Raw genomic sequence first — 24,823 nt, 5'->3', positions numbered from 1 at the left:
CTAAGACTTTAATTCCAAAATGGATTTATGTTCCTCGGTCTAAGCGTACTGTTCTCAAATTTTACCCATTCCAAATTACTAGGAGCAAGAAATGGCAAACACCGCAATCTTAAAAATCGACGGTAAAGAATTCGAATTACCCATCATCGTCGGAACCGAAAACGAAAAGGCCATCGACATCTCCAAACTCAGACAGCAAACAGGATACATCACTCTAGACAACGGTTATCTAAACACCGGAGCTTGCACAAGCGCAGTCACCTTCCTGGATGGAGAGTTGGGGATCCTAAGATACAGAGGGATCCCGATCGAGCAACTCGCGGAAAAAGCGACTTTCACCGAGGTGGCTTACCTTCTTATATACGGTCATCTTCCTTCCGACAAAGAACTGCAAGAATGGGACAAAGAGTTGACCATGCATACTTTGATCCACGAGGACCTGAAACGTCTTTATAACGGATTCCCGAAAGACGGTCATCCGATGGCGATCATGTCCACCATGATCGGATCCCTTTCTACCTATTACCAAGATTCTTATGATCCTGAGAATCCGGAACACAGACATATTTCCATGATCCGTCTTCTGGCAAAATTCCCTACGATCGCTTCTTTCGCGTACAAGAAGTCTCTTGGACAACCTACAGTACATCCGATGAACCATCTGGATTATTGCAGCAACTTCCTGAACATGATGTTCTCCGTTCCTAGCGAAGAGTATTATATCGACCCGGAGATCGTAAAGGCTTTGAACCTGCTGCTTATCCTTCACGCGGACCACGAGCAAAACTGTTCTACTTCTACCGTTCGTTTGGTGGGATCTTCTCTCGCAAACCTGTACGGTGCGATCTCCGCGGGGATCTGCGCTCTTTGGGGACCACGTCACGGAGGAGCCAACCAAGAAGTATTGGAAATGCTTTTAGAGATCAAAGCGTCCGGACTTCCTGTGAAAAAGATCGTAGAGAAAGCAAAGGACAAGAACGACGCTTTCCGTCTTTCCGGATTCGGTCACAGGGTTTACAAAAACTTCGACCCAAGAGCAAAGATCATCAAGAAGGCTTGCGATGCGGTTCTTTCCCGATTGGGAGTAAACGATCCTCTATTAGATATTGCTAAAGAACTAGAAGAAGCAGCGCTCAAGGATTCCTATTTCGTAGAAAGAAAACTCTATCCGAACGTGGACTTCTATAGCGGTATCATCTATCGTGCCCTCGGAATTCCAGTGAACATGTTCACTGTGATGTTCGCAATGGGACGTCTTCCGGGCTGGATCGCTCAATGGAAAGAAATGATCGAATCTCCCGATATGAAGATCGGTAGACCTCGTCAGATCTATACCGGCGCGACCGATACTAGTTACGACAGCGCAAAGAAGAAGTAAGGTAGATTCTTCTATTTTGAAAAAGCAGAGTGGAGAGATCCCTCTGCTTTTTTTATATTCCGAGACCTTGAAATCCTTTCGCCGCTACCAAGTCAATAAGACTTCCGAATCCGTGTTAAGATCGGGACATCCTTGGATCCTGAACGGAAATCTTTCTTCTGCCATCTCCGCCTTTCAAGACGGGGACTGGATGAAACTAGTCTCCGGACAAAATGAGATCTTGGGAACAGGGATCTATTCTTCCAACGGGCCGATCGGGATCCGGATCATCCAAACGGAAGGAGATTTCTCTCTGGATCGCTTGAAGCAAACCATTAAGAATACATTCCAACTTCGTAAAGCTCTTCGAGAGGAAACGAACGCATACAGGTTGGTCCACGGCGAGAACGATAGACTCCCTGGAGTGACTGTGGATCGGTATGGAAAGACTTGGGTGGTCCAAACCTATTCCAGATCTCTTCGGAAATTTTCCCGCTTGGTCGTTCGCATCCTATATTCCCAAGCAAAAGAAGAAGGAGAATCATTGCCGGAGAAAATCCTCTGGATCTCTCCCCAAAGGATAGGGTCGGAAGAAGCAATTCCCGTCCGTTTCTCGCGAGGAAAAAGAGAAACCCCGTACGACGAAGAGATCTTTCTAGAAACGGTAAAATGGAAAACTACTCTTCCCGGCCAAAAGGGAGGATTCTTTCTGGATGTCCGAAACCTTCGCTCCTATCTATTAGAAAAAAGAGAATTAGCAAAAGATAAAGAATGTCTGCATCTATTCTGTCATACAGGACTCACTTCCGCCTGCTTAGAAGAAGCGGGAGCTCGATCGATCTTTTCCGTAGACGGTGCAAAAGAGGCGTTAGAAGAGTTTGCATCCAGGATCTCTTCTTCTGAGATACACCCTTCCTTCGAGGAAAAGAATCGGATCCAAACATTCGGTAAACATAGTCTCGTTCGAGCAGATCTGTTCAGAGACTGGAACTTCTTAGAAGATCGAAAATTCTCTCTGATCGTTTTGGACCCTCCTAATCTTACACCCAACCAGAACTCGATTCCAGCCGGAAAAAAGGCATATAGAAGTCTAATCAGTAAGGCACTTTCTCATTTGGAACCGGGAGGGGATCTGATCCTTCTCTCTTGCTCGGGAAGAATCCGTGAATCCGAATTTGAAAAGATTGGCCGGGAAACACTAGTGCATCGAGGATGGAAGTATAGAGAACTAGAGAGACTGGTCCCGGAACAGGATCATCCTACCAGGAAGGAATTTCCGGAAGGAAAGTATTTCAAGGTCCATATATACAAAGGGGTGAGTCCTGTAGGAGCTCCTACAAAGATCTGATCATGGCAAAAAACACGTACGAACTGATCGATTCCGGGAATTTCAAGAAATTGGAACAGGTAGGACCGTACAAGGTCATTCGTCCTTCTCCCGTTGCCGCCTGGCCACCAACCCAAGCCTCTCTTTGGAAGGACGCAGACGGAGAATATCATAGAAGCGATAAGGGCGGCGGGAACTGGAAATGGAAGGACAATTCATCTCGTCCGGATCCGGAAGATGAGTTCTTGCTCCAAATCCCTCCTCTTACCGTCAAGATCCGATTCACTCCGTTCGGACATTTAGGGATCTTTCCGGAACAACTACAGAACTGGGATCGGATCCGAAATGTCTCCTCCCAATTAGCAGGACAGGGAGAAGTCTTAAATCTATTCGCGTATTCAGGTCTTTCCACCTTATCCGTATTAGCTGGCGGAATGGACGCTTGTCATTTGGATTCCTCCAAGGGAATGGTAGAATGGGCCAGAGAGAATGCCCAAGTCTCCGGACTCGCAGACAAGAAGGTACGCTGGATCGTAGAAGACGTATTAAAATTCCTGAATAGAGAGATCCGTAGGAACAAAAAGTACAGCGGATTTATCTTGGACCCTCCTACTTTCGGCAGAGGAGCGAGTGGAGAAGTATTTAAGATCGAAAAGGATCTCCCCGAAATGATGGATCTTCTCATGAAGCTTTGCGATTCCAAGCCCGAGTTCGTATTCCTGACCTGTCATTCCACTGGGTTCAGCCCAATCGCACTCAGAAGGATCTTAGAAGGAAGGATCAAGTCTCCCGGCAAATACATAACGGAAGAACTCACGATTGCTGAATCCACCGGAAGAACACATCCTGCCGGTTCCAACTGTATCTTTTATTCGAATAGGTTGAAACTTTGAAGAAGCCTTTAGAGATCACAAGCTTCTCCAATGAGAAGCTCAAGTACATCTCCGGGCTAAAAGAAAAGAAAAACCGAGAGAGATCCAATACTTTCTTTATCGAAGGCTATAGAGAGATCCAAAGAGCCAAAGCTTCTGAAAAGATAGAGTTCGAGTACATTCTCACCTGCCCTGCCTGTTACTTAGGAGAAAACGAAGAAGAACTGATCTCTTCTATCGATGCAAAGACGATTTTAGTCCCGAAGCAGGTCTTTGAGAAAATCTCCTATAGAGATAGGCCTGACGGCTTGATCGCTACCGCGAATTTACCGGACTTCTCTCTTTCTAAGAATCCCAACCTAAGCGGAGCCCCCGTCCTAGTGATCGAAGGAGTGGAGAAGCCAGGAAACCTGGGCACAATCCTTCGCACCGCGGAAGGAGCAGGATTCGAAACCGTATTCGTAGCGGACCCTAGATTAGATTTATTTAATCCAAATGTGATCCGATCTTCCACAGGGACCTTATTCACTTTAGATGTTCGCCAAGGGGAGATCTCCGAACTCTATCCTCTTCTTAAGAAAGCAGGCTACAGGACCATAGCAGTCACACCTGAGGCCAAGTCCTTGTATTGGGACGGGAACTTAAAAGGAAAAGTGGCCCTCGTATTCGGAAGCGAGCAATATGGTTTGAGTGAATATGCGAGAACCAAAAGCGATGAATATATTTCCCTGCCTATGAAAGGAGTTGCGGATAGTTTGAATCTGGCGATGTCAGCGGGGATCCTAATGTACGAGGTGCTTAGACAAAATCGTTAATGGCAATTAAACAGAATGGTTGGTATCATCCAACCTGAGTCGGAACAATCCCGATCTATTCTTCCGCGATCAGACTTTCACCCATTACATATCTTAAGTAAAAAATACTTCTGTTTCTTTCTAACTCGGCTAACTTAGTTTCCTCTTCTTTTTCTCTTCGTAACACGTCAGCCTCTAACTTTTCCAAGAAGGTGGCCTTGCCATTTAAAAAACGATTCCTTTGTCTTTCGGCATTTTCGTAGGCTCTTCTGTATCCGTCCTTTTTCGAGTCCCAATCCTTTTGTCGAACAGAGAGATCACTCAACGCCTTTCTTACCTGCACTCCGATCCCTCTTTCCAGATCTTTCATCTTTTCCCGCAAACCGGAAATTTTCGCTGATACGGAATCAACTCTCGACGCTCTGGTTCCTCCCTCGAAAGGTTGAATAGAAACGCCGACAGTTCCGGAATACCAATCATCCTTCGTAAACTGGCCGCTATCTTGGTGATTATAACCAAGTTTGGCAAAGACTTTAGGCAAAGCTTCCTTGTTTATCGACTCCTTTTCTTTTTCCATGCTTTCAATCTGGATTCGCAATGCTTGTAAATCCTTTCTTTGCTGCTTGATCACAGAAAGGATCGTTTCGAAGTCCCTTCGTTCTTCAACAAAGTTCAATTTGAATTCGATCGGCTCCACTGGGTACATAGAACCGACAGCTTGGCCTAAAGATAGATCTATAACTTCTTTTTGTCCTTTTAAGAAGAGCAATTTTTGTTTGGAGTCATCTAAAGCCAGATCAACTCTAAGCAGATCCGTTTCCAATACTTGACCGAATCTGTATAGTCTACCTACCTCATATTTTCTGCCGCTCAATTCGGAAACTACTTTGGAAACGGTTTCTATCTTGACCCTAACCGAAAGCGAATCCAGAAATTTAGAAGCCGCATCCCATTCCGCATCCTGCCGAATGCGGATCACTCGATTCTTCTCCGCCTCGACTGCTCTTTCTTTTGCGGGGATCAAATAAAACATATTAGAAGGATCGAATAGATTCTGGGTTATCTCGACGGATCCCTGGTAAAAGGATTTCTCAAGACCACCGATCCCTCCCGGGGTAACTCCTCTGGCCGGTAACGACTGATCCAGAAAGACCCTGTTCATTGAGGCCCTAAGCTTAGGCATATAGACATCTCTTGATAAAGTCTGAGTATCGTAGTTCAACGACTCCTTACTGGCCTCAGAAGATGTAACTAAGCCCGCCTTTCCCGACTGAGCTATGACTTCCCGGAGAGTCATAGTAGTTCCTTTTTCTTGCGAGAAAACGAAAGAAGGAAAGATTATAAAAATCGAAAAAAACAAGGACTTTCTTAAAAGGCCGCGTCCCTTTCCACTTACTGTTAAATCGACACGAGTTCTTTTACCAATCAAATATAGGGAAGGCACGATAAACAAAGTGAGGGCAGTAGATACAAGCAATCCGGAAACGATAGACCATGCAAATGGAGGCCATAGAGTAGCGTTGGAGAATGCTAAAGGAAGCATTCCTGCAATCGTAGTGGCGGTGGTGAGAAGAATCGGACGAATCCTCCTTTGGATTGCTAACCGCGTCGCTTCTTCGGGAGAAATACCTGAAGCGATTGAGATCTTCATATGATCTATTATGAGAATGCCATTATTAACTACTATTCCGACCAGAGCCAAAGATCCGATCAAGGACATGAATCCAAAAGCATTTCCGGAAAGCAAAAGGCCTGGAACAATTCCTATAAAAGATAAAGGTATTGTAACAAGGATTATCCCTACTTCCTTAAACGAATTGAATTCAAAGAGTAAAGATCCTAAAAATAGGATCAAGGCAAGTGGTACGGCTCTAAGAATGGCGGTATTTGCTTCTCCCGATGCTTGCGCTTCCCCTCCGAAGATAACTTCTATTCCCTCAGGTAGGTTTAATCCTTTAAGTTTTTCCTTAAATTCAGAAATCACCTTCGTATAGCTGGCACCATTCGATAATTCCGAAGTAACCGAAACGGAAAGTCTTCTGTTGTAATGATGAAATACGGACGGCTTCCAAAGGAGTTCTTCCGAAGAGAGATGGCTAACGTCTAAACTCGAATTTCTAGTTTGAGCTACATAAGCCTTTCTTAATCTTTCCAGAGAAATTTCATCCCCCTCTTCGGAACGAAGGCGTATCGGGATTGGTTCTTTTTCCCAGCGATATTCTCCCGCATCGAGCCCGATCGTTCTGCCCAAAAGTGCCGAAGTGACTTCCCTTCTAGTCAATCCAAATCTAGCTGCAGAAGCATCGTTAATCGAAAAGCGGATATTAGGCGATCCAATTCCTACGTCCCGAACGACATTTCTGGTTCCTTCCAGATTTTTTACTATGGAAAGAACATTCTCGGAACTTCGAATCAGTTCTTCTTCGTTGTCTCCAACTAAACGTATCTCTATCGGTGCATTTACAGGAGGTCCTTGTTGTAATTCTCTTACTATGACGTTCACGGAAGGAAGAAGCTCGGACGCCGACTTTTCTATGAATGGAATCATTTTCCGAGCAGCAGAAAAATCATCGGCAGTGACTAGTATTTGTGCGATATGAGGCGCATTCGGCAAACGATTCAGGTTGTAATAAAATCGAGGCGTACTTCTTCCTACAAAAGTTGCCGTTGCTCTCAAGCCCTTTAATCCCCGAATCCCTTCTTCCAGCTTGAGAGCGATCTTAGTCGTCTCATCCAAATGCGTTCCTTCAGGCAACTCGATACTCACGACCAACTGGTTTCTATCCGCGTAAGGAAAGAATTTCTTAGGTAAAAGCCCGAACGCTATGCCCGTGATGGCTACGGCAACCGTTGCAAAAAGAAAAAGACTCTTCGATCTGCTAATTACAATAGAAGCGACCCATTCCCCCAACCTCTCCGTAAATTTCCATTGCTTGGCCGAGCCTTTCTTCAAGAAAGCCTGGGCGATGTTCGGGGTTACGAAAATTGCAAAGAAGTAACTAACGATTAGGCAAAGGATAGCAACAGTAGGAATGCTCCTAGTAAAATCAGCGACAGTGCCGGAAGCTCCTAACATCGGAAGAAAAGCTGCGACTGTCGTTCCAGTTGCTGAAGCAAGGGGTATTATAAATTCATCAATCGTCTCCTTAGAGGCTTTGCCCAAATCAGCTCCCTCGTCTAACTTCTCCTGTATTCCTTCTACCACTACAATCACATTATCAATGAGCAACCCTAACGCCATAACGAAGGCTGAAATTGACATTTGGTTTAAGACGCCTCCGCCAATTCCGTACAACCCTAGAGAAATTAAGGATATTACCGGAACCAATAAGGCGACAAGAAGACCGATCCGAAATCCCATTCCGAGGATCAGCACAGCTGCCACGATCAATATTCCAAAAAACAAATTGGCCGACAGATTGTCCAAACGACTTTTTACATAGTCCGGCTGAACACTGATCTCTTCTATTTTCAAATTCGCATTTTTCTTTTTCTGCAAATCAACTTTAGACCTAACTTGTTTACCGAAATCTAATAGACTGATTTCTGCCTTGGGCACCACTCCGATCGCAATGCCTGGCCTTCCGTTCAGAAACATTTTTTCTTTGATCGGAAAATCTGGCGAACGAACGACTTTGGCCATCTCTCCGAGCAAAACAACATTTCCAGAGTTCAATAATATGGGGAATTGTCTGATCTCTTCTAAGCTCTTAAAGCCTGAGTTCGTTTCAATATTTACTCTCTGGGCATCGATTCTTACCGATCCCGAAGGGATGTTGCGATTACTTTCCCTTAACGCTCTTAAGATCTGCTCATAATTCAGGCCATATTTTTCTAAAATGGAATCATCTACATTAATACTGATCTGTTTTCCGGGATCTCCGAAAATATTTACTTTAGCAACAAGAGGAAGTGAAGAAAGTTCCTCTTCTAACTTCTCCGCAAAGTCCAAAAGCAAAAGAGGATCCTCCGAGCCCGTAATTGCGAAAATAAAAGCGTCCTGCTGATTTACGTTCCTGTCTAATTTCGGTTTATAAGTACCTTGTGGAAATTTTGAATAAGCCACATCTAACGCAGACTCTACTTTTCTCCATGCAGTATCCACTTTGGTTCCTGTAACGGAATCTCTTAGATCTATTCGCAGTAGAGCGAATTCGGAACGCACAGTAACTTGGGTTTCCTTAATTTCCTCTATTTCGGAAAGTTCATCCTCAATCCGCTCTACGACAAGTCTCTGCATCTCAGTTGCAGTAGAACCAGGATAGATTACAGTAACAACTCCTCTGAAATCGCTCAAGCGAGGATCTTCCTCTCTCGGCATAGTGATCCAGGAAACGAGCCCAAGAAAACCGAGAGTGAAAACCAAAGATAATGTGATCTTCCTATATTTAAAAATAAGTTCCGAGAATTTCATTTCAATACCCTCACATCTTCGCCATCCGCGAGATTTTCCATTCCCTCTACCGCAATCTCGTCTCCTCTTTGAAATGGACCCGAGACCAATGCTTTGTTTTCATAAATCCCTTGTGGCTCTATTTTTAATTTAATCGCCTTGCCATCCTGGATCTTGAATACATAAGGATTCTTTCCCTCCGGACCGATTACGCTCCCAATAGGCAGTGCAAAGAATTTACTTTTGATATATGGCGGGAATAGAACCTCGGCTCCGGATTCATCAATGCTTCGCCCTTGAAATCTGAATCTCACCAATAAACGGTTCTCGCTCTTAGAGAGAACGATTCCTGATACTGGTACAGAATTCGTTAAAGGCAATTTGACTTTTACCTCGGATCTTAAAGGCACTGCAGATAGTATCTCAGGAGGAACATCCACGTTCAGATCGAATTCGGTCGACGCATTCGGAGAGAATTTATACTTTGTTCTTCCGAAGGCAGGTACGATCTTGCCGAAAGTAGGATAACCTTTTTCGGGAGCTACGGATTCGACCGCGATAACCTTAACGAATTGACCGGCTTGGTTCTTCTTCGGCTGTCTCTTCTTGCAACCAGCAATCAGAGAAATGCAAAGAGTTATAATAAGTGGGATTATGAACGATTTAATTGTTTGCATTGTAAATCAACATAAGTATACAATGTCTACTTATCCAAAAACAAGAGTCCCCGAACGGTGTAGACATTGTCTACTTTTTTATGCCTGAAAAGAAAAAAAAACAGCAATACCATCACGGCGATCTAAAGAGGGCGTGTATCCGAGCGGCCCTTAAAATCATCCGAGAGAAAGGCGAGCAAAGCCTAAGCTTAAGAGAAGTTGCAAAAAAACTTGGAGTCTCTCACGGAGCTCCGTATAAACATTTCGCTTCAAAAGAGGAATTGATAGAGGAAATTGTAAGCGAAGGATTTCGATTGTTTTTAGAGTATTTGATCCGATGGAGATCCGTCGAAAATCAGAAGGCAGAGGTTTCTTGTAGGATCATGGGGCATGCTTATTTAGATTTTTCTTTGGATCATCCTGACTTTTACGGAATGATGTTCGCCTATAAGCACCATTCCGCTCCAGATAATACTCAAAATGAAGAACAGGCACGGGAAACCTTTAAAGAGCTCGTCACTATGGTGCAGGTCATGCAAGAAAAAGAACTCTTTATCAGTGAAGATCCTCTAAAAATATCCGTGTTTATTTGGACAAGCCTCCACGGTTTCTGCTCCTTATTACAGAATGACAAGCTGGATTTCCTAAAAATCGATAAAGTGTCCGCACACAAATCTTTAGATGAGATCTTAGATAAGATGTTTTTTGCTCTAAAACCGATTTCCAAATAATTCCTCCCATATCTTTTACGGCTCATTTTAGAGGTATGCAAAGTCCTGCGTTTTCGAATTCGTAAGGCTTAAACACGTTCAAGCGAATCGATAGAACAATGGGAATCCTATTGGTTGCGTTTCTTATCCAAGAGTGAATGAAGCTTTTCAAAAACTTTATGTATAGACTTGACAATTTTCGGAACGTCTAACTAGCCTAATCAATATGCGATACGATGAAGATCATAAATCAAGAACCCGCAAGAAGATTGTAAAAATGGCTTCTCGTCAAATCCGAGCTAAAGGTCTCGTAGGACCGGCCGTCCCAGCCTTGATGAAAGCCTCCGGTTTAACGCACGGAGGCTTCTATAAGCATTTCGCAAGTCGCGACAATTTAATTGTAGAGGCTGTTGAGGAAAGCTTTCAGGAACTCACAGACATTTTTATTAAAGCCGCAACTGCATCAGGCGAAGGCTGGAGAGGGATAGTAAATACTTATTTGTCACTGGAACGTTGTGATCGAATAGATACCGGTTGCCCGATCGCCGCCCTTGCTCCGGAACTTGCCCGAGCCAAATCTAATATCAAGAACCGTAGCGTGTTAGCTATTATCAAATTTCGTCAGGATGTCTTGCCTCTCATGCCTGGAAAAAGTGCTTCGGAAAAGGAAAAAAACTTCTTTATCATTATGTCTTCCATGGCGGGAGCTGTCATTGTCGCGCGAACTATACCCGATCAAAAAGTTAGGGAAGGGATTCTGAATTCCGTTCGAGACTTTTTGCTTGACAGCTTCCGTTCTTTTTAACAGATATTGGATTATGATCATAATCCAATAAATAACGGTTCATGAGATTAAGAAAAAGCGGGTTGAAACAAGAAAAGTTCGATGAAAATAATAAACCAGCCTATCCAAAACGATAGCTACTTAACCAGAGGTAGCGTTTGTAGATTTGCGATATTTGAACAGGATCTTGATCCATTCTAATATCTTTTTTAATCGATTATAGGATTACGATTATAATCTAATAAAGGAAGTAAAAACCTATGAAATTTTTCCTGATCGAAATAGAATACGTCGCCCCAATCGAAAAAATAGATGAGGTCACGCCTGCCCATAGGGAATTCCTGCAAGTCCAGTATGATATAGGCGTATTGCTTTTATCCGGTCCGAAAGTTCCAAGGATCGGAGGAATGATCATCGCTAAGTCCTCTTCTCAAGAAGAATTGCTGGACATGATGAAGGATGATCCTTTCCTCAAACAAAATTGCGTGAAGTATAATTATAAGGAGTTCGTCCCGGCTAAGTATCAAGTTTTCCTAAAGGACTGGCTCAGCCATTCATTTGAAAAAACCATTTAATCAGTATTTTTTATCTTTTATAGGATTATAATTATAATCCTATAAAAGATCCATAACGTAGTAAGTAGAAATAAAACCAAGGAGATAATTTGTGAACATTAAATTACCCAAAACAACCGGGATTCTTACTATACTTTCCAGAAAACCGAGTATTAAGGCAGATCAAATTATGAAAGTAATGCCCGAAGAAATTCGCGCGACCGTTGCGTTATATATGGAAGGCAAGATTCAGCAGTGGTTTATGCAGGCTGATGGAAGCGGAGTCATTTTCATATTGAACTGCAAAGATGTTGAGGAGGCGAGAGACATCATTGAGGATTTACCATTTTCAAAGGAAAGTCTCGTCGAAGAACAATTCATTCCGATCGGCCCTCTATTGCCGCTCGGGCTCTTATTGGGCGATAAACGGCCTGAATAAATATTAAGAATAAGTAAAGGAAGTCAATATGGGTAAACCAAAAATTTTAGTAACGGGCGCGACAGGTAGGACTGGAGCCATCGTCCTTAAAGAACTACAAGACGCAGGGTATCCGGTGCGAGCAATGGTACGGACGGAGGATACACGAACTCGCCTACTTCGAGCTCAGGGAGTTGAGATTGCAGTAGCAGATATGTGTGATCCAGAGGCTGTTGCGGCGGCTCTTCAAGGTGTGCAGCGCGCTTATTATTTGCCCCCGGTCGATCCAGCAATGCTTCAGGGAGCTACAGTGTTTGCGACAGCCGCGAAAGAGGCTCGTCTTGAACATATAGTGCTTATGACACAATGGCTTTCTAGTCCGACTCATCCTTCGCTTTCCACTCGTCACCACTGGTTGATTGATCGGATTTTTAGAATGATCCCCGAGATTGGACTAACGATCGTGAATCCAGGCTTCTTTGCGGATATACCATATCTATCTGCACTCGCCCCGGCCGTCTACTTCGGCATATTTCCCTGGCCGTTTGGCAAAGGCTTGAATGCCCCTCCTTCCGTTGATGATATCGGCCGAGTTGCAGCCGCTGCTCTAATGGATCCGAGTCGGCATGCTGGACAAATATACAGACCAACAGGTCCAGAACTATTGTCCGGGCAAGATATGGCGGCAACACTCAGTAGGTTTCTTGGACGCAAAGTGAAGTTGGCTCCAACCCCTCCGGAGATCTTCCTAAAAGCAGCGCGCCTCGAGGGTAATCCCATTTCTGTCGTAAGTGTTATGAAGAATTATATCGAGGATGCTCGTCGAGGAGCTTTCCAAGTGGGAGCCCCTACGGATCACGTTCGACGGGTAACAGGTCGTGACCCCGAAACATTCGAGATGGTGGCCCGACGATACGCTGCCCTTCCTCGTTTCAATCGATCCCCACTCAACTACTTAAAGGAAATATTTCAGTTTGCAATTACACCGTTCGTACCTCTTCCGTTCTCTCGATATGAGGCAGGTTTAGGAATTTCACGTCCGGCGAAACCAAAGTTTTCGATAGATTCACAGATCTGGTTAGCAGAACATAGTAACGTCAAAAGTTAAACTGTGAAGCATGAAATAGAAAAGCGCGATCTTTTATGATTCGCGCCCTGCTTTCTTTCCGAGTTGAATCTTTCCTAACTGGCACAACCTTGGATAGATGAGTAACATCAAGATTTCGGCATATATTAGTGGACATGGGTTCGGCCATATCAGCCGATCCTTAGAGGCACTCAGTAATATACTTTTACTCAGACCGGATTGGTCTGTCCGGATCATCTCTCCGAGAGGAGAAGAATTTGCAAGATCTCTGGACGATAAAGGACTCTGGGGAAGAGTAAAAGACAGATTCAGCTTTGAATCCGAGAAACCCGACGTGGGGATCATCCAAAGAGATTCGCTCGGAATGGATCTGGAAGCTACCAAATCGGAGATCGAGATCTTTCGAAAGAACAAGGAATCTTTTTTAGACAAGCAAACGAAGAGTCTCCGAGCCGAGACTCCGGATTTGATCTGGTCTGATTCTTCTTCTCTTCCGTTTTGTTTATCATCTTCTTTGCATATTCCATCTTTGTTTTTGGGAAATTTCACCTGGGACTTTATTTACTCGAAATATGAGGATCCGATATTCCGATCCTTCTCCCAAGAATTGAAAGAAGAATATGAAAACTGTGATCTGGGACTCGTGCTTCCACTCTCTTGTCCTATCACTTCTATCCGGAATACAAGAGAGATAGGATTGCTCGGTCGTAAGCCGAATCTGGACAAAGAATCCGCTCGTAGATATTACGGCTTCGAAGAAGGAATTCAATACTACTTATTCTCTTTCGGTGCCTATGGGATCGATCCGACCCAATTCGATTGGAAAAATTGGGATCCATCTAAAAAACGGATCGTAGTAGGAGGGGTCGAATGGAAAGGGGAAAATCATTTGGGACTAGTCTCCATTCCCAAATGCCATTATCCCGATCTTCTCCGTGCCTGCGATTTCGTATTAACGAAACCGGGCTATGGGATCTTAAGCGAAGCTTACTTTGCCGGCACACCCGTTTTGTATACGGATAGAGGTGATTTCCCTGAGTATCCTTATTTAGTGAAAGAGTTAGGATCCAAATTCAATTCGGCCTACATTTCGCATAACAATATCTATTCTTTCCACTGGGATCCTTCTTCTCGTAAAGCGATCGAGAATCAACCCAAGCCGGACCCTAGATTCGAAAAGAACGCGATCTATGACATATTAAATTTCATAGAAGAGCTCATATCTTAAACGACAAGATACATTTAAATTACAAATCTACTTTATTAATTATCCTGACAGAATGTATGTCATTTCCGACTAACGCTAAACTGTTGTTTATAAACTGGAACTGAGTCTAATTCTGCGATAATCTCTTTTTTACTTTTCATCCTTTTAAAAACCGTGTATTTTACTTCACCGAAGACTCTCGACAAATGGAGGGAATCATGTGGAAGGATAAAGTACGTGGTAAAGTAGAAGAGCTATTTGAAAAAGCAGGGATACAATTCGAAGGAAACTCCGAATGGGACATTCATGTTAAGGACGATAGACTCTTTGGAAAGATCTTAAGCGACGGCTCTCTCGGCTTAGGGGAGGCCTATATGAACGGTTGGTTCGAATGTGAACGTTTCGACGAGACCGTTTATCGATTGTTTAACAATGGAATCGAGAAAGCCGCAAAAGCTTGGGGGAATATTTTTCTCTACTTACAAGCAATTGCGATCAATCAACAATCTAAAAGCAGAGCTTTCGTAATCGGTGAAAGACATTACGATCTAGGTAACGATCTCTTTGAGCTGATGCTGGATAAGGAAATGGTCTACTCCTGTGCATATTGGAAAAACGCAAAAAGCCTGGACCAAGCGCAAGAAGATAAGATGGATCTGATCTGTAGGAAGTTAGAACTACAGCCAGGAATGAGGATCCTAGATATAGGATGCGGCTGGGGAGGTTTAGCGAGACACGCTGCAAAACATTATGGCACAGAAGTGACTGGGATCAGCGTTTCCAAAGAGCAATTGCAATTGGCTTCCGAAAAATCGAAAGGGCTCAAGATCGATTATCAGTTCAAGGATTATCGGGACGTAAACGAGAAATTTGACGCAGTGGTATCCGTCGGTCAAATGGAACATGTCGGATATAAGAATTACAAAATATATATGGAGACTATCTTTCGATCTTTGAGAGATAAGGGACTAGTCCTTCTTCATACAATAGGTTCGAATACTTCGGACAAGGTATGCGATCCATGGATCTCTAAGTATATTTTCCCGAATTCCCATCTTCCTTCTGCGGCCCAGATCACGAAAGCTGGAGAGAATCTATTCGTATTGGAAGATCTTCACAATTTCGGTCCCGACTACGATAAGACCCTGATGGCTTGGTACAATAATTTTGAAAAGAATTGGGCCAAGATCCAGAAGAAGTACGGAGAAAGATTCTACAGAATGTGGAGATTCTATCTTCTGAGTTGTGCCGGTGCATTTCGATCCCGCCGGATCCAACTCTGGCAGTTCGTATTTTCCAAGGGCGCCAGGGAGGAAGTATATCAGGCAGTTCGGTAGAACGAAGGCGGCCCCCACCCAATCGAGTGCCCCGTAGGAAGCGAGATTCCCGTAGGGTTGCCGAACGAAGTGAAGCAAAATTTATGTCCTATCGAAAAGCTTGGCCCCCACCCTCCTCGGGTGGGGAGGTGGGTCGCCAGTGGGAAAGCCTCGCGGTCCCTATATCACGAAACTCTTATCTCTGCAAGAGCAAAACAACAATGTGGGAACTGTTTTTATTTTCCTTGAAACCACGACTCGATCTGTTCCGTCCTCAATCGAGTCTGGTATTCCAGGAATCGTTCTTTCCACCAAAAATGGGCCTGCGTTAGATCCGCTTCCCAAAACCAGCGATGCAAATCGGTAAGAGTTCGTTTATCCCAAAGAAGACGACTCAGTTCCTTTCTATTGAGCGAATCGGGCCCTTCTTCTTTCCAAGAAAGGGCCAAGCCGTCCATATACTTTTGCCTCGCTACAGATTCCCGCTTGCGAGTTCTTAAGCGGGATGTATGGAATCGGAATAGCATCGGATCTGCAACGGAGAGAAAGACCCCACTGCCCGCTTCCATTCCCTTTAGAAAATTTGAATATTCTTTTTCCAGTTTCTCCGTGTCTGAAAGGATCGGGTTATCTTTCGTTTCTTCCGGTGTTAAGAGAAGTCCCTTCTTCTTCCATACTTCTCCTTGAGAAGGAGAAGAAGTCCAGACGGACCAAAAATAGGACAAAAGCCATCCTCCGGTGATCGGAAGAAGCCAATAGAATAAGATCGGATAATATACGAATAGCCAAACGGAGATCCCGATCCCATAAAAAGCCTGGGGAAGAAGTACCCTGGCAGCGGCCATTTTATCCATTCCTCTAGCCGGGTCCCGGTTCTGAGGTCCCCATTCGATCTTGCGATTCAAAAATGTCATCCACAGAAAACGAGTGTATTGGACCATATACGCCGGAGCCAAGATCACGGACTGGATAAATTCCACGAAGAAGGAAAGAATAAAAGAAAAGACACCGATCCCGCTCTCCCTTCTCCTAAAAAATAGTCCATCAATAAAAGATAATATTCTCGGCATGAATAGGATCAGTATCGTATAAGCTTGCAAACCATAAAAGACCGGAAGATAGAGACTCTCCTGGAATTTTACCCATTCCTCCGGAACGGAAGCCAAACGATAATAATCCGTATCCGCCATAACCGTAAAGCTGGTAGCGATCAACATCAAGGCCCAGAGAAGGGAGCTTGCGTAAGACAGTATCCCGAGTAAAATATGGATCCTGCTCGAGATCCTCAAGCCTCCCACGAATAAGAACCAGAAATGTTGAAGATTTCCTTGGCACCAACGATTGTCCCTCTGCAGACTTTCCAAGACGTTCGGAGGACATTCTTCGTACGAGCCTTCTAGATCATATGCGAACCATACGGTATATCCAGCTTTTCTAATCAATGCGGCCTCAACAGTATCATGAGAAAGGATCTTTCCCCCGATAGCTCCTTCTCCAGGCAATCCAGGGAGTCCGCAATGTTCCATAAACGGTTTTAATCGGACGATCGCATTATGGCCCCAAAAAGGTCCGGAGAATACCTGCCAATAATACGATCCTGCTCCGAAGATAGGATTTCCGAGCCATGTGCCGAATTGAGCCAACCTTTGGAATAAGCTTCTACCTCGGATGATCTTTGGAACGGTTTGGATAATTCCTGCGTTAGGCACCGCTTCCATCAAGCGCACCAAATTCAGCATACATTCTCCGGTAAGTAGACTGTCCGCATCCAATACGATCATGTATCGATAACGTCTTCCCCACCTTCTGCAAAAGTCCGCTATGTTCCCGGACTTCTTGTTCAGATTGATCCTGCGTTTTCTATAATATACTCTTCCCTTGGTCTCCGGTTTTCGTGACAGTTTGGAGAATGCCTTCTCTTCTTGGAGCCAAACATCCGGGTCCGTCGTATCGGATAGCAAGAAGAAGTCTAGGTTTTTCCCTAAGCCCACCAATCCTGCGGACTTCATCATGGATTCTAATCCTGCTGTGACCCTGGCGACATCTTCGCAATGAATCGGAATGACTACAGCAGTCGGAGGAAGATCTTTCGGGTCCGTCTTTTGATCGGCGATGAGTCCCGAGATCCTTGTGGGATCTCCACCTCTCACTCTTTGCATAGCTCCGAAGATCGCGGTGGTCGCTCCGAATGCCAATAAAGGAAAGAGCATACAGAATAGAAGAAGGGTCGCCCATTCCAAAGGAGAAATCCCATTGATCTGTAAAAAACGATATTCTAAATAAACTCCGAAGAGCGAAAGTAGGCCGAGTACTCCGACAAAGCCCAATCTTCTATATGTGAATTTCCTGGAATCGAAAGCTTCTTTTAAGATCGCTTCCGGAGCGGGAAGAGAAGAAGAGAAACTTTCCGAACTCATGAGAAATACCAGAAAGCGAGAGAGATATAGACAGCGGCCCAAAACAATGCAGTCAGCACTAAGGCTACAGGTTCAGGCTTTTCCGCAGAAGGAGAAGCAAGATCGGCCAAAGGCCCAAAGTCAATTGGTCTCGGCACCATAGAACCGGGTTCCATTGCGGGAAGACTAGTTTCCAGATCCCGATTTAACTTTAAGGAGATCTCCTGCTCGAATGTTTCAAAAAGAGAGACGCCTTCTACTTTATATTTTTCGAATACGTTTATGAGAATGTCCCGGATCTCCAGACTGTCCTCTAACCCCATTCCTCTCAGATACAGTTCCAAACGATCCCATTCTCTGGAGCCTTGTTTGTATGTGGGAACTCCTACAGAACTCGCCTGATCGCTTTTCTTCTTAGTTCGGCTCAAGGGTAAAATTCCAAGTTTCTGAAATGACTTCTTGGTTTCTGCTGAGCGCCGCCTTTAGATCACAGGGCCTAAATTTGTTCTTAGGATAGACACCGAAGGTAAGTCTCCATACCCCGGTCTCTTCTATCTTTTGCACGGAATACTCCGCAAGCTCCGCATTCTCTCCGGTATCGATCCGAGCCTGGATATAAGCAAACGGGTCCAGGGAACTCAAAGTAGAATTCTTAAAATCCACATAGAAAGTCTTTAATTCCGGATCCGCCTGAGAGTCTCCGATCCTTGTGGCCACCACTTTTGCCAAAGAATCAGGCAAAGGATCCACATCCGGCCAGCGAACTGTATAAGAAAAATCGAATGGAGTTCCAGGTTGCGGAATAGGATCCGGCATCCAATAGGCTCCCATATTATCATCCGAATCCCGAAAGGTAGGGTTCTCAAGAAGCTGCACGTTCCCCTTGCCGAAAGCAGTCTCAGGCTCCACCCAAGCGCTCGGACGAAGTTGGTATCGCATCTCGCTATCCTGGTAATTTTGGAATTCCCTATCCCTTTGGATCAGCCCGAATCCTCTCGGATTCTCATCCGGAAAAGAATATGTAGTGCTTCTCCTAGGATTATCCAAAGGTCTCCAGACCCATTCCCCTCGTCCGGTATGCACAAGTAATCCATCAGAATCATGAGATTCAGGATAGGCCTGTCCTTTGGGAATTCCCCTGGTCTCGCTATACCAATACATACTCGTCAAAGGAGCGATCCCCAAACGATCAACCTTGGATCTAAGAGTAACCTCCGCATTCACCCGAACTGCAGAAACCTTACCCGGGGTGATCTGGAATTCATAGGCCCCAGTCGCCGTCCTACCATCTAACAATGCATAGACGGTTATAGAAGAATCCGTCTTATCCGGTTTGACCACATAGAATTCCCGAAAGCTAGGAAAGTCCTCCGGATATGGCATTCCGGTATTGATCGCTATTCCTCTTGCAGAAAGACCATACCATTGCTTCTTTGAAATGATCCTATAATAACTGGCTCCCTGGAAGACCGCAAACTCATCCGTATGTTCCTGGGTATTGATCGGGAAATGGATCTTAAATCCCGAGTAACCTAGATTAGGCGGCAATTCCCCCACTCCCTTCAGTTTTGACAGATCGAAAGAAGAAGGATCATATGCCACTTCTCTCGCAAAATCCCCTCTTACTTCAAAGACCCGAACGTTCGTATTATACAGATGTCCAGGATGAAGGAATTGGAGCTGGAAAGGATTTCCTTCCTTCTTCCAAACGGATTTTTCAGGACGAAACACGATATTCTTGTATTGGTTCCAGGGAAGGCCTTTTAAGAAATCCGTAGTTGCAGCACGAGGAGGGATATATCTTTGCTTGGAAAGATTACGAGCCTTTAGCTTCAGATCGTTAAAGGAGAATTTAAAAGTAGGCGGGAGGCTCTGGCCCTGAGTATCTCCTTCCATCACGCTCAGAAAAGAAGAAAGATCGGAGAAGTCTCCCTCTACCCTATCCCTTCTTTGCTGTCGATCCGCGACGGCAAATAGTAAGGCTGTTGCCACAAACGCTAGAATTATATGCAATCGTAACAATGCGTATCCTTCGTTGAACTCGCGTTAATGTCAGTCTATCATCCTAAAACAATGAGAGCAAGGCGTTTTGCACTCGGATTTCACCGAACACAAAAACCTTGCTCTTTCTTTTGTTAAGAATTCCTGAATATTTTATTATTTAGGAGTTACTTTCACAAAATATTTTTTGGAGTCTTCCCAAGTTTTCAGAATTTCTTCAGAAAGCTCGGAACCGGTCAGCTTAGTATGCTCGGTGATCAAAGACTTTATGATTTCGTAATCTTCATTCTCAAGATCCACGATCTTCACATATTCTTTGTTGATCAGAGGCGCAAGCTCCCAATCTTTCTGGAAGAAATAAGCCTTTCCTCCGGTCATACCGGCACCCATGTTCTTACCTACCGAGCCCAAACAAACGATGGTCCCGCTGGTCATGTATTCCAGGAAGTGGTCTCCCGCTCCGCCGACGACAGCGTCCGCTCCGGAGTTTCTCACTCCGAATCTTTCTCCTGCTCTTCCTGAGCTGAAGAGTTTTCCGGAAGTAGCTCCGTAGAGACAGGTGTTACCGATGATCACGTTCTCATACGCCTTGAGCTTGGAACGACGATGCTTACGAACTACGATGGTTCCTCCGCAGAGTCCCTTGCCCACGTAATCGTTTGCGTCCCCATGCAGAGTGATCTGCACTCCTTTCACAAGCCATGCGCCTAAGGACTGTCCCGCAGTACCTTCTAATATGATCTCCAGTTTTCCAGGAAGACCCTTAGAACCGTATTTACGAGCAATAATACCGGAGATCTTAGCTCCCACAGTCCTGTTCGTATTCTTAACAGAATAAGAAAGAGACATGGAAGTCTTTCCTTCGAGTGCAGGCTCCGCGTCTTTAATGATGCGATCGTCTAGAACTTCGCCAACAGTCTCCCTTCTTACGGATCGATCCTTCTTCTTTTTAGGATCGTAGAGAAGAGGAAGACGAACAAGGATCGGATTCAGGTCTAAGGAATCCAAACGATCCTGCTCGTAACGAGTGATCTGTTTTAAAAGATCCGTTCTTCCGATGATCTCATCCATGGAACGGAATCCGAGCTTAGCTAGGTATTCTCTCACTTCCATTGCGAGAAGGGTCATTAGATTAGCGACTTGGTCCGGAGAGCCTTTGTATTTCGCTCTGAACTTCATGTCCTGCGTCGCGATGCCTGTAGGACAGTTGTTCAAATGGCATTTTCTCGCCATGATACAACCCAGAGCCACAAGAGAAGCGGTACCAATACCGTATTCTTCCGCACCTAAGCAAGCAGCGATGATCACATCCCTACCGGAAACAATCCCTCCGTCAGTACGGAGAACCACTCGATCGCGAAGACCGTTCATTACTAAAACTTGATGTGTTTCGGAAAGACCAAGCTCCCAAGGAGAACCGGCATGCTTGATAGAGGTCAAGGAAGCGGCTCCCGTTCCACCGACATGTCCTGAGATCAGGATCACATCCGCGTTCGCTTTCGCAACACCGGCAGCGATCGTTCCCACACCAGCTTCTGAAACCAGTTTTACGGAAACTTGAGCGGTATGGTTGGCCTGTTTCAAGTCATAGATTAACTGTGACAGATCTTCGATAGAATAAATATCGTGATGAGGAGGAGGAGAGATCAAATCGATCCCCTGAGGAGTGTGACGGTTTGTCGCAATCTCCTCATTATTCTTCTTACCAGGAAGCTGTCCGCCCTCTCCAGGTTTTGCACCTTGCGCGATCTTGATCTCCAACTCTTTTGCGGAGTTCAGATATTCGGAAGTCACACCGAATCTACCCGAAGCAACCTGCTTGATGGAAGAATTTGCCAAGTCTCCTTTCGCATCCACTACGTAGCGAGAAGGATGTTCTCCACCTTCTCCGGAGGAAGACTTAGCGCCTAAACGGTTCATAGCGATCGCGAGATCCGTATGCGCCTCGATGGAAAGAGCTCCATGGCTCATACCAGGAGTTAAGAAACGTTTTTGGATCTCGGAAACAGTTTCCACTTCTTCGATCGGCACAGAGGCACGTTCTACGAAATCGAATAGATCCCGAATATTGATCGGATCGCTTTCTTCCATGATCTTGGAAGCTTCTAAGAATGCTTCGTAATCGTTATCTACAGCCGCTTTACGGATGAATTTTACGACTTTAGGAGACCATCTATGAGGTTGATCGTCCTTCTCGGAGATGAAATCGTCAGGATTGATCTCCTTATTGAAGGCCATATCATGATTTCTTAATATGTTTTGCTCGATCCCACCGATACCGATCCCGGAAATCCGGGAGTATGTCCCAGGGAAATACTTGGAGATTAGCGTTCTAGAAAGACCGATTGCCTCGAAGACCTGTCCTCCTACATAGGAAGACATGATGGAAATTCCCATCTTGGACATGACTTTCAGAAGTCCGTCGTCTACTCCGTAGCGATAGTTAGAGCATAGAGAAGAGAAAGAAGGACGGGTTCCGTCTTCTGCGTCGAAGTCTCCCTTCTGCCATAGATCGTGAAGAGTGTCCCAGATCAGATAGCTGTTTACTCCGGAAGCTCCGTAGCCGAGAAGGACCGCAACGTTATGGATCTCGAAAGCGGATCCCGTCTCTACGAGAATGCTAGTCGCAGCTCTCTTCTTATTGCGGATCAAATGATTATGGACCGCAGCCACGGCCAATTCCATCGGGATCGGAGCTCTTTCCTTATTCAATTTCTTGTCGGAAAGGATGAGAATATTCACTCCCGACTCGGCAGCTTTTACTGCGTCCGCCAAAAGTTGATCCAATGCGAGCTCTAGATAATTTCTGGTTGCACCCGCCTCATGGTGAGCCTCGAAAGTTGCATCGAGAGTAACTACCTTGTATTGTTTTCCGTCTTTGTCCCGGATCCTTTGCAATCCGAGATTGGTAAGGTATGGATGAGAAAGAACCAAGCAGTTCTGAGGTTTTTCATCCGCAAACAGGTTGGTCTTCTTTACAAGTCTTGTGTAAAGAGAGGTCACTCCCTTCTCACGCAGATAATCGATCGGAGGGTTGGTTACCTGCGCGAATCTCTGGCGGAAGTAGGTATACAATCCTATGCGAGAAAGCATCAAAATGGAAAGAGGAGTATCGTCTCCCATGGAACCGATAGCTTCTTTCCCGAGTTGCGCCTGAGGCTTGATGACTGCCTTTTGTTTGTATGGAGAATATGCGAAGAGGATTTGTCTTCTTCTTAACTCGTCTCCTGTATAGGTCACAGTCTTAGCGATAGACTCGTCGATAGTCTGATCCAGATACTCTACATTCTCTTTGGACCAGTCTCTATAATCGTATTTCTTCTCGAAGAGAGCATTGATGTCTTCGTTGAAGTACACCTTCCCTTCTTTCAAATTGATCGCGAGCATATCGCCCGGACCCAAACGACCTTTCTTAGTGATCACATCCTCGTCGATATGAACGAGTCCGGTTTCGGAACCCATAACCACGAGTCCGTCTTCTGTAACCACATATCTGGCAGGACGAAGACCGTTACGATCTAAGCTTCCTCCGACCCAGTCGCCTTCTGCGAATGCGAGAGCCGCAGGTCCGTCCCAAGGTTCAGTTAAAGTATTATTATATTCGTAGAAGGATTTCAATCCTTCGGACATCTGAACGTTCTTACTCCAAGCATTCGGGATCAACATCGCTTTGGTATGAAGTACGTCCTTACCGGAACGCACGATCGCTTCCATAGCGTTATCCAAACTTGCAGAGTCGGAAAGATGTGGTCGAATGATCGGATGGATCTCTTTTTGGAACTCTCCCCATTTTTCGCAGGCGAGTTCTTCTTCTCTTGCGAGCATCCAGATCCGGTTCCCTACGATAGTGTTGATCTCACCATTGTGCGCAAGAATACGGAAAGGCTGAGCGAGAGCCCAACTAGGGAATGTGTTCGTAGAATATCTTTGGTGAAAGATACAGTACGGAGATACCATCTCTTCGCTCTTCAGATCCTCATAAAATTGAGATACCTGGTTTCCGTTGAAAAGACCCTTGAATGTGATCCTTTCAGAAGAGAAGGAACAGATATAGAAGTCCTCACTCATGGAAAGTTTAAGAGCATCTCTCATGACTTTCTTCTGGATGAGGAATAATTTCGTTTCGAAGTCCTCGTTGGACATTCCTTCCGGCTTGCCGATAAGAACTTGCTCGATCTGAGGACGAGAAGCGTTTGCCTTCGGTCCTAAAACCTCAGGATTCACAGGAACATATCTCCAAGCATAGAGCTTGAAGTTGAATTGCATTAGAGCGGATTCGATGAGGCTTCGACAAACGTCTTGTTTATCGATATCTTCTCTCGGAAGGAAAACCATTCCCACTCCGATAGAATCCTCTTCGGGACGTCTGTGTCCCATATCTTCGATATACTTTGCGAACAGTTTCTTAGGAATGCGGATCATGATCCCCGCGCCGTCTCCGGTCTGCATATCTGCATCAACGGCTCCACGGTGGGTTAGGCAGGCAACCGCCTTCAGACCCATGGACACGACTCGGTGGCTGGACTCGCCCTTATAAGAAGCGACGAAGCCTACACCGCAGTTATCGCGCTCGAAGGACTTGTCATAAAGACCGTTTTCCTCCAAGTACTTTTGGATCCGCAACTGTTCGTCAAGGTTTAACATCCGCAAAGGTTCCTCTTTAGGGTTGAAATGAAATCAGGACATCCCGCGGGCCTTGGTCCACGGACGGGAAAGCCCCACCCACAACTATTTGGCTGAATTTTATGCGGCGTGTCCGATTCTTAGACCAGTAAATTTACGAGTGCTTACTTTGAAAACGATCTTTTTGTAGGAACTCCCAAGGGAAACGGGGAAGAGTTCCTACAATGTGGGAACTTCTAAAATTACAGTTGCCAGATTTAGAATTTTCTGGTAAGGGAACCCGAAGGAGCCCACAAGCCGCTCCCCCCACCCACTAAAGGGCGGGGGC

The 24,823-nt window shown here is 45.1% G+C and carries 17 protein-coding genes; 11 read left to right on the top strand and 6 right to left on the bottom strand.

Annotated features, from left to right (window positions below; all coding sequences use genetic code 11):
• The first annotated feature begins 91 nt into the window (after positions 1–91).
• Genes EHO57_RS00490 through EHO57_RS00475 form a run of 4 tightly spaced genes read left to right on the top strand, consistent with a single transcriptional unit; the run spans position 92 to position 4,371 of the window.
• Positions 92–1,378, top strand: a complete 1,287-nt coding sequence (locus EHO57_RS00490) for a citrate synthase (protein ID WP_135646830.1) — start codon at positions 92–94, stop codon at positions 1,376–1,378.
• A gap of 16 nt (positions 1,379–1,394) precedes the next feature.
• Entirely contained in the window at positions 1,395–2,705 is a 1,311-nt protein-coding gene (locus tag EHO57_RS00485) for a class I SAM-dependent rRNA methyltransferase (protein ID WP_246050421.1), read from the top strand.
• A gap of 2 nt (positions 2,706–2,707) precedes the next feature.
• Entirely contained in the window at positions 2,708–3,577 is an 870-nt protein-coding gene (locus tag EHO57_RS00480) for a class I SAM-dependent methyltransferase (protein WP_135646829.1), read from the top strand.
• On the top strand, positions 3,574–4,371 hold the full coding sequence (locus EHO57_RS00475; protein ID WP_135646828.1) for a TrmH family RNA methyltransferase: 798 nt from the start codon (positions 3,574–3,576) through the stop codon (positions 4,369–4,371). Before EHO57_RS00480 ends, EHO57_RS00475 begins: the two co-directional genes overlap by 4 nt.
• Before the next feature lie 55 nt (positions 4,372–4,426).
• Here EHO57_RS00475 and EHO57_RS00470 read toward each other — a convergent pair whose 3' ends face one another.
• Entirely contained in the window at positions 4,427–8,764 is a 4,338-nt protein-coding gene (locus EHO57_RS00470; protein WP_135646827.1) for an efflux RND transporter permease subunit, read from the bottom strand.
• On the bottom strand, positions 8,761–9,420 hold the full coding sequence (locus EHO57_RS00465; RefSeq protein WP_135646826.1) for an efflux RND transporter periplasmic adaptor subunit: 660 nt from the start codon (positions 9,418–9,420) through the stop codon (positions 8,761–8,763). The genes EHO57_RS00470 and EHO57_RS00465 overlap by 4 nt, the downstream gene beginning before the upstream one ends.
• A gap of 80 nt (positions 9,421–9,500) precedes the next feature.
• Here EHO57_RS00465 and EHO57_RS00460 point away from each other — a divergent pair, with 80 nt between their 5' ends.
• The 7 genes from EHO57_RS00460 to cfa all read left to right on the top strand — a co-directional run bounded on the left by EHO57_RS00460 (position 9,501) and on the right by cfa (position 15,496).
• On the top strand, positions 9,501–10,130 hold the full coding sequence (locus tag EHO57_RS00460; protein ID WP_135646825.1) for a TetR/AcrR family transcriptional regulator: 630 nt from the start codon (positions 9,501–9,503) through the stop codon (positions 10,128–10,130).
• 256 nt (positions 10,131–10,386) lie between these two features.
• The gene (locus EHO57_RS00455) at positions 10,387–10,914 is read left to right on the top strand and encodes a TetR/AcrR family transcriptional regulator (protein WP_167882315.1); all 528 of its coding nucleotides are present in this window, start codon (positions 10,387–10,389) and stop codon (positions 10,912–10,914) included.
• Between the two features lie 239 nt (positions 10,915–11,153).
• Entirely contained in the window at positions 11,154–11,468 is a 315-nt protein-coding gene (locus tag EHO57_RS00450; RefSeq protein ID WP_135646823.1) for a YciI family protein, read from the top strand.
• Positions 11,469–11,559: 91 nt separating this feature from the next.
• The gene (locus EHO57_RS00445) at positions 11,560–11,886 is read left to right on the top strand and encodes a hypothetical protein (protein WP_135646822.1); all 327 of its coding nucleotides are present in this window, start codon (positions 11,560–11,562) and stop codon (positions 11,884–11,886) included.
• 28 nt (positions 11,887–11,914) lie between these two features.
• Positions 11,915–12,973: an NmrA family NAD(P)-binding protein gene (locus tag EHO57_RS00440; protein WP_135646821.1), complete on the top strand. Its 1,059-nt coding sequence runs from the start codon at positions 11,915–11,917 to the stop codon at positions 12,971–12,973.
• Positions 12,974–13,070: 97 nt separating this feature from the next.
• The gene (locus tag EHO57_RS00435; RefSeq protein WP_135646820.1) at positions 13,071–14,180 is read left to right on the top strand and encodes a glycosyltransferase family protein; all 1,110 of its coding nucleotides are present in this window, start codon (positions 13,071–13,073) and stop codon (positions 14,178–14,180) included.
• A gap of 197 nt (positions 14,181–14,377) precedes the next feature.
• Positions 14,378–15,496 carry a cyclopropane fatty acyl phospholipid synthase gene (gene cfa / locus EHO57_RS00430; protein WP_135646819.1) on the top strand — a complete coding sequence of 373 codons (1,119 nt, stop codon included), beginning with the start codon at positions 14,378–14,380 and terminating at the stop codon, positions 15,494–15,496.
• A gap of 215 nt (positions 15,497–15,711) precedes the next feature.
• Here cfa and mdoH read toward each other — a convergent pair whose 3' ends face one another.
• The 4 genes from mdoH to gltB form a co-directional block, all read right to left on the bottom strand.
• On the bottom strand, positions 15,712–17,892 hold the full coding sequence (mdoH, locus tag EHO57_RS00425) for a glucans biosynthesis glucosyltransferase MdoH (RefSeq protein WP_135646818.1): 2,181 nt from the start codon (positions 17,890–17,892) through the stop codon (positions 15,712–15,714).
• Complete coding sequence (locus EHO57_RS00420) at positions 17,889–18,299, bottom strand: hypothetical protein (RefSeq protein ID WP_135646817.1); 411 nt, start codon at positions 18,297–18,299, stop codon at positions 17,889–17,891. The genes mdoH and EHO57_RS00420 overlap by 4 nt, the downstream gene beginning before the upstream one ends.
• Positions 18,286–19,884 (bottom strand): OpgD/OpgG family glucan biosynthesis protein, encoded by a 1,599-nt coding sequence (locus EHO57_RS00415; protein ID WP_246050420.1) that lies wholly within the window; start codon positions 19,882–19,884, stop codon positions 18,286–18,288. Before EHO57_RS00415 ends, EHO57_RS00420 begins: the two co-directional genes overlap by 14 nt.
• Positions 19,885–20,028: 144 nt before the next feature.
• On the bottom strand, positions 20,029–24,516 hold the full coding sequence (gene gltB, locus EHO57_RS00410) for a glutamate synthase large subunit (protein WP_135646815.1): 4,488 nt from the start codon (positions 24,514–24,516) through the stop codon (positions 20,029–20,031).
• Positions 24,517–24,823 lie beyond the last annotated feature (307 nt).

The organism is Leptospira langatensis (genome assembly GCF_004770615.1).
Taxonomy (GTDB): Bacteria; Spirochaetota; Leptospiria; order Leptospirales; family Leptospiraceae; genus Leptospira_B; species Leptospira_B langatensis.
Note: the sequence above shows the minus strand (reverse complement) of the source record. Positions and strands in the feature narration are given on the sequence as shown.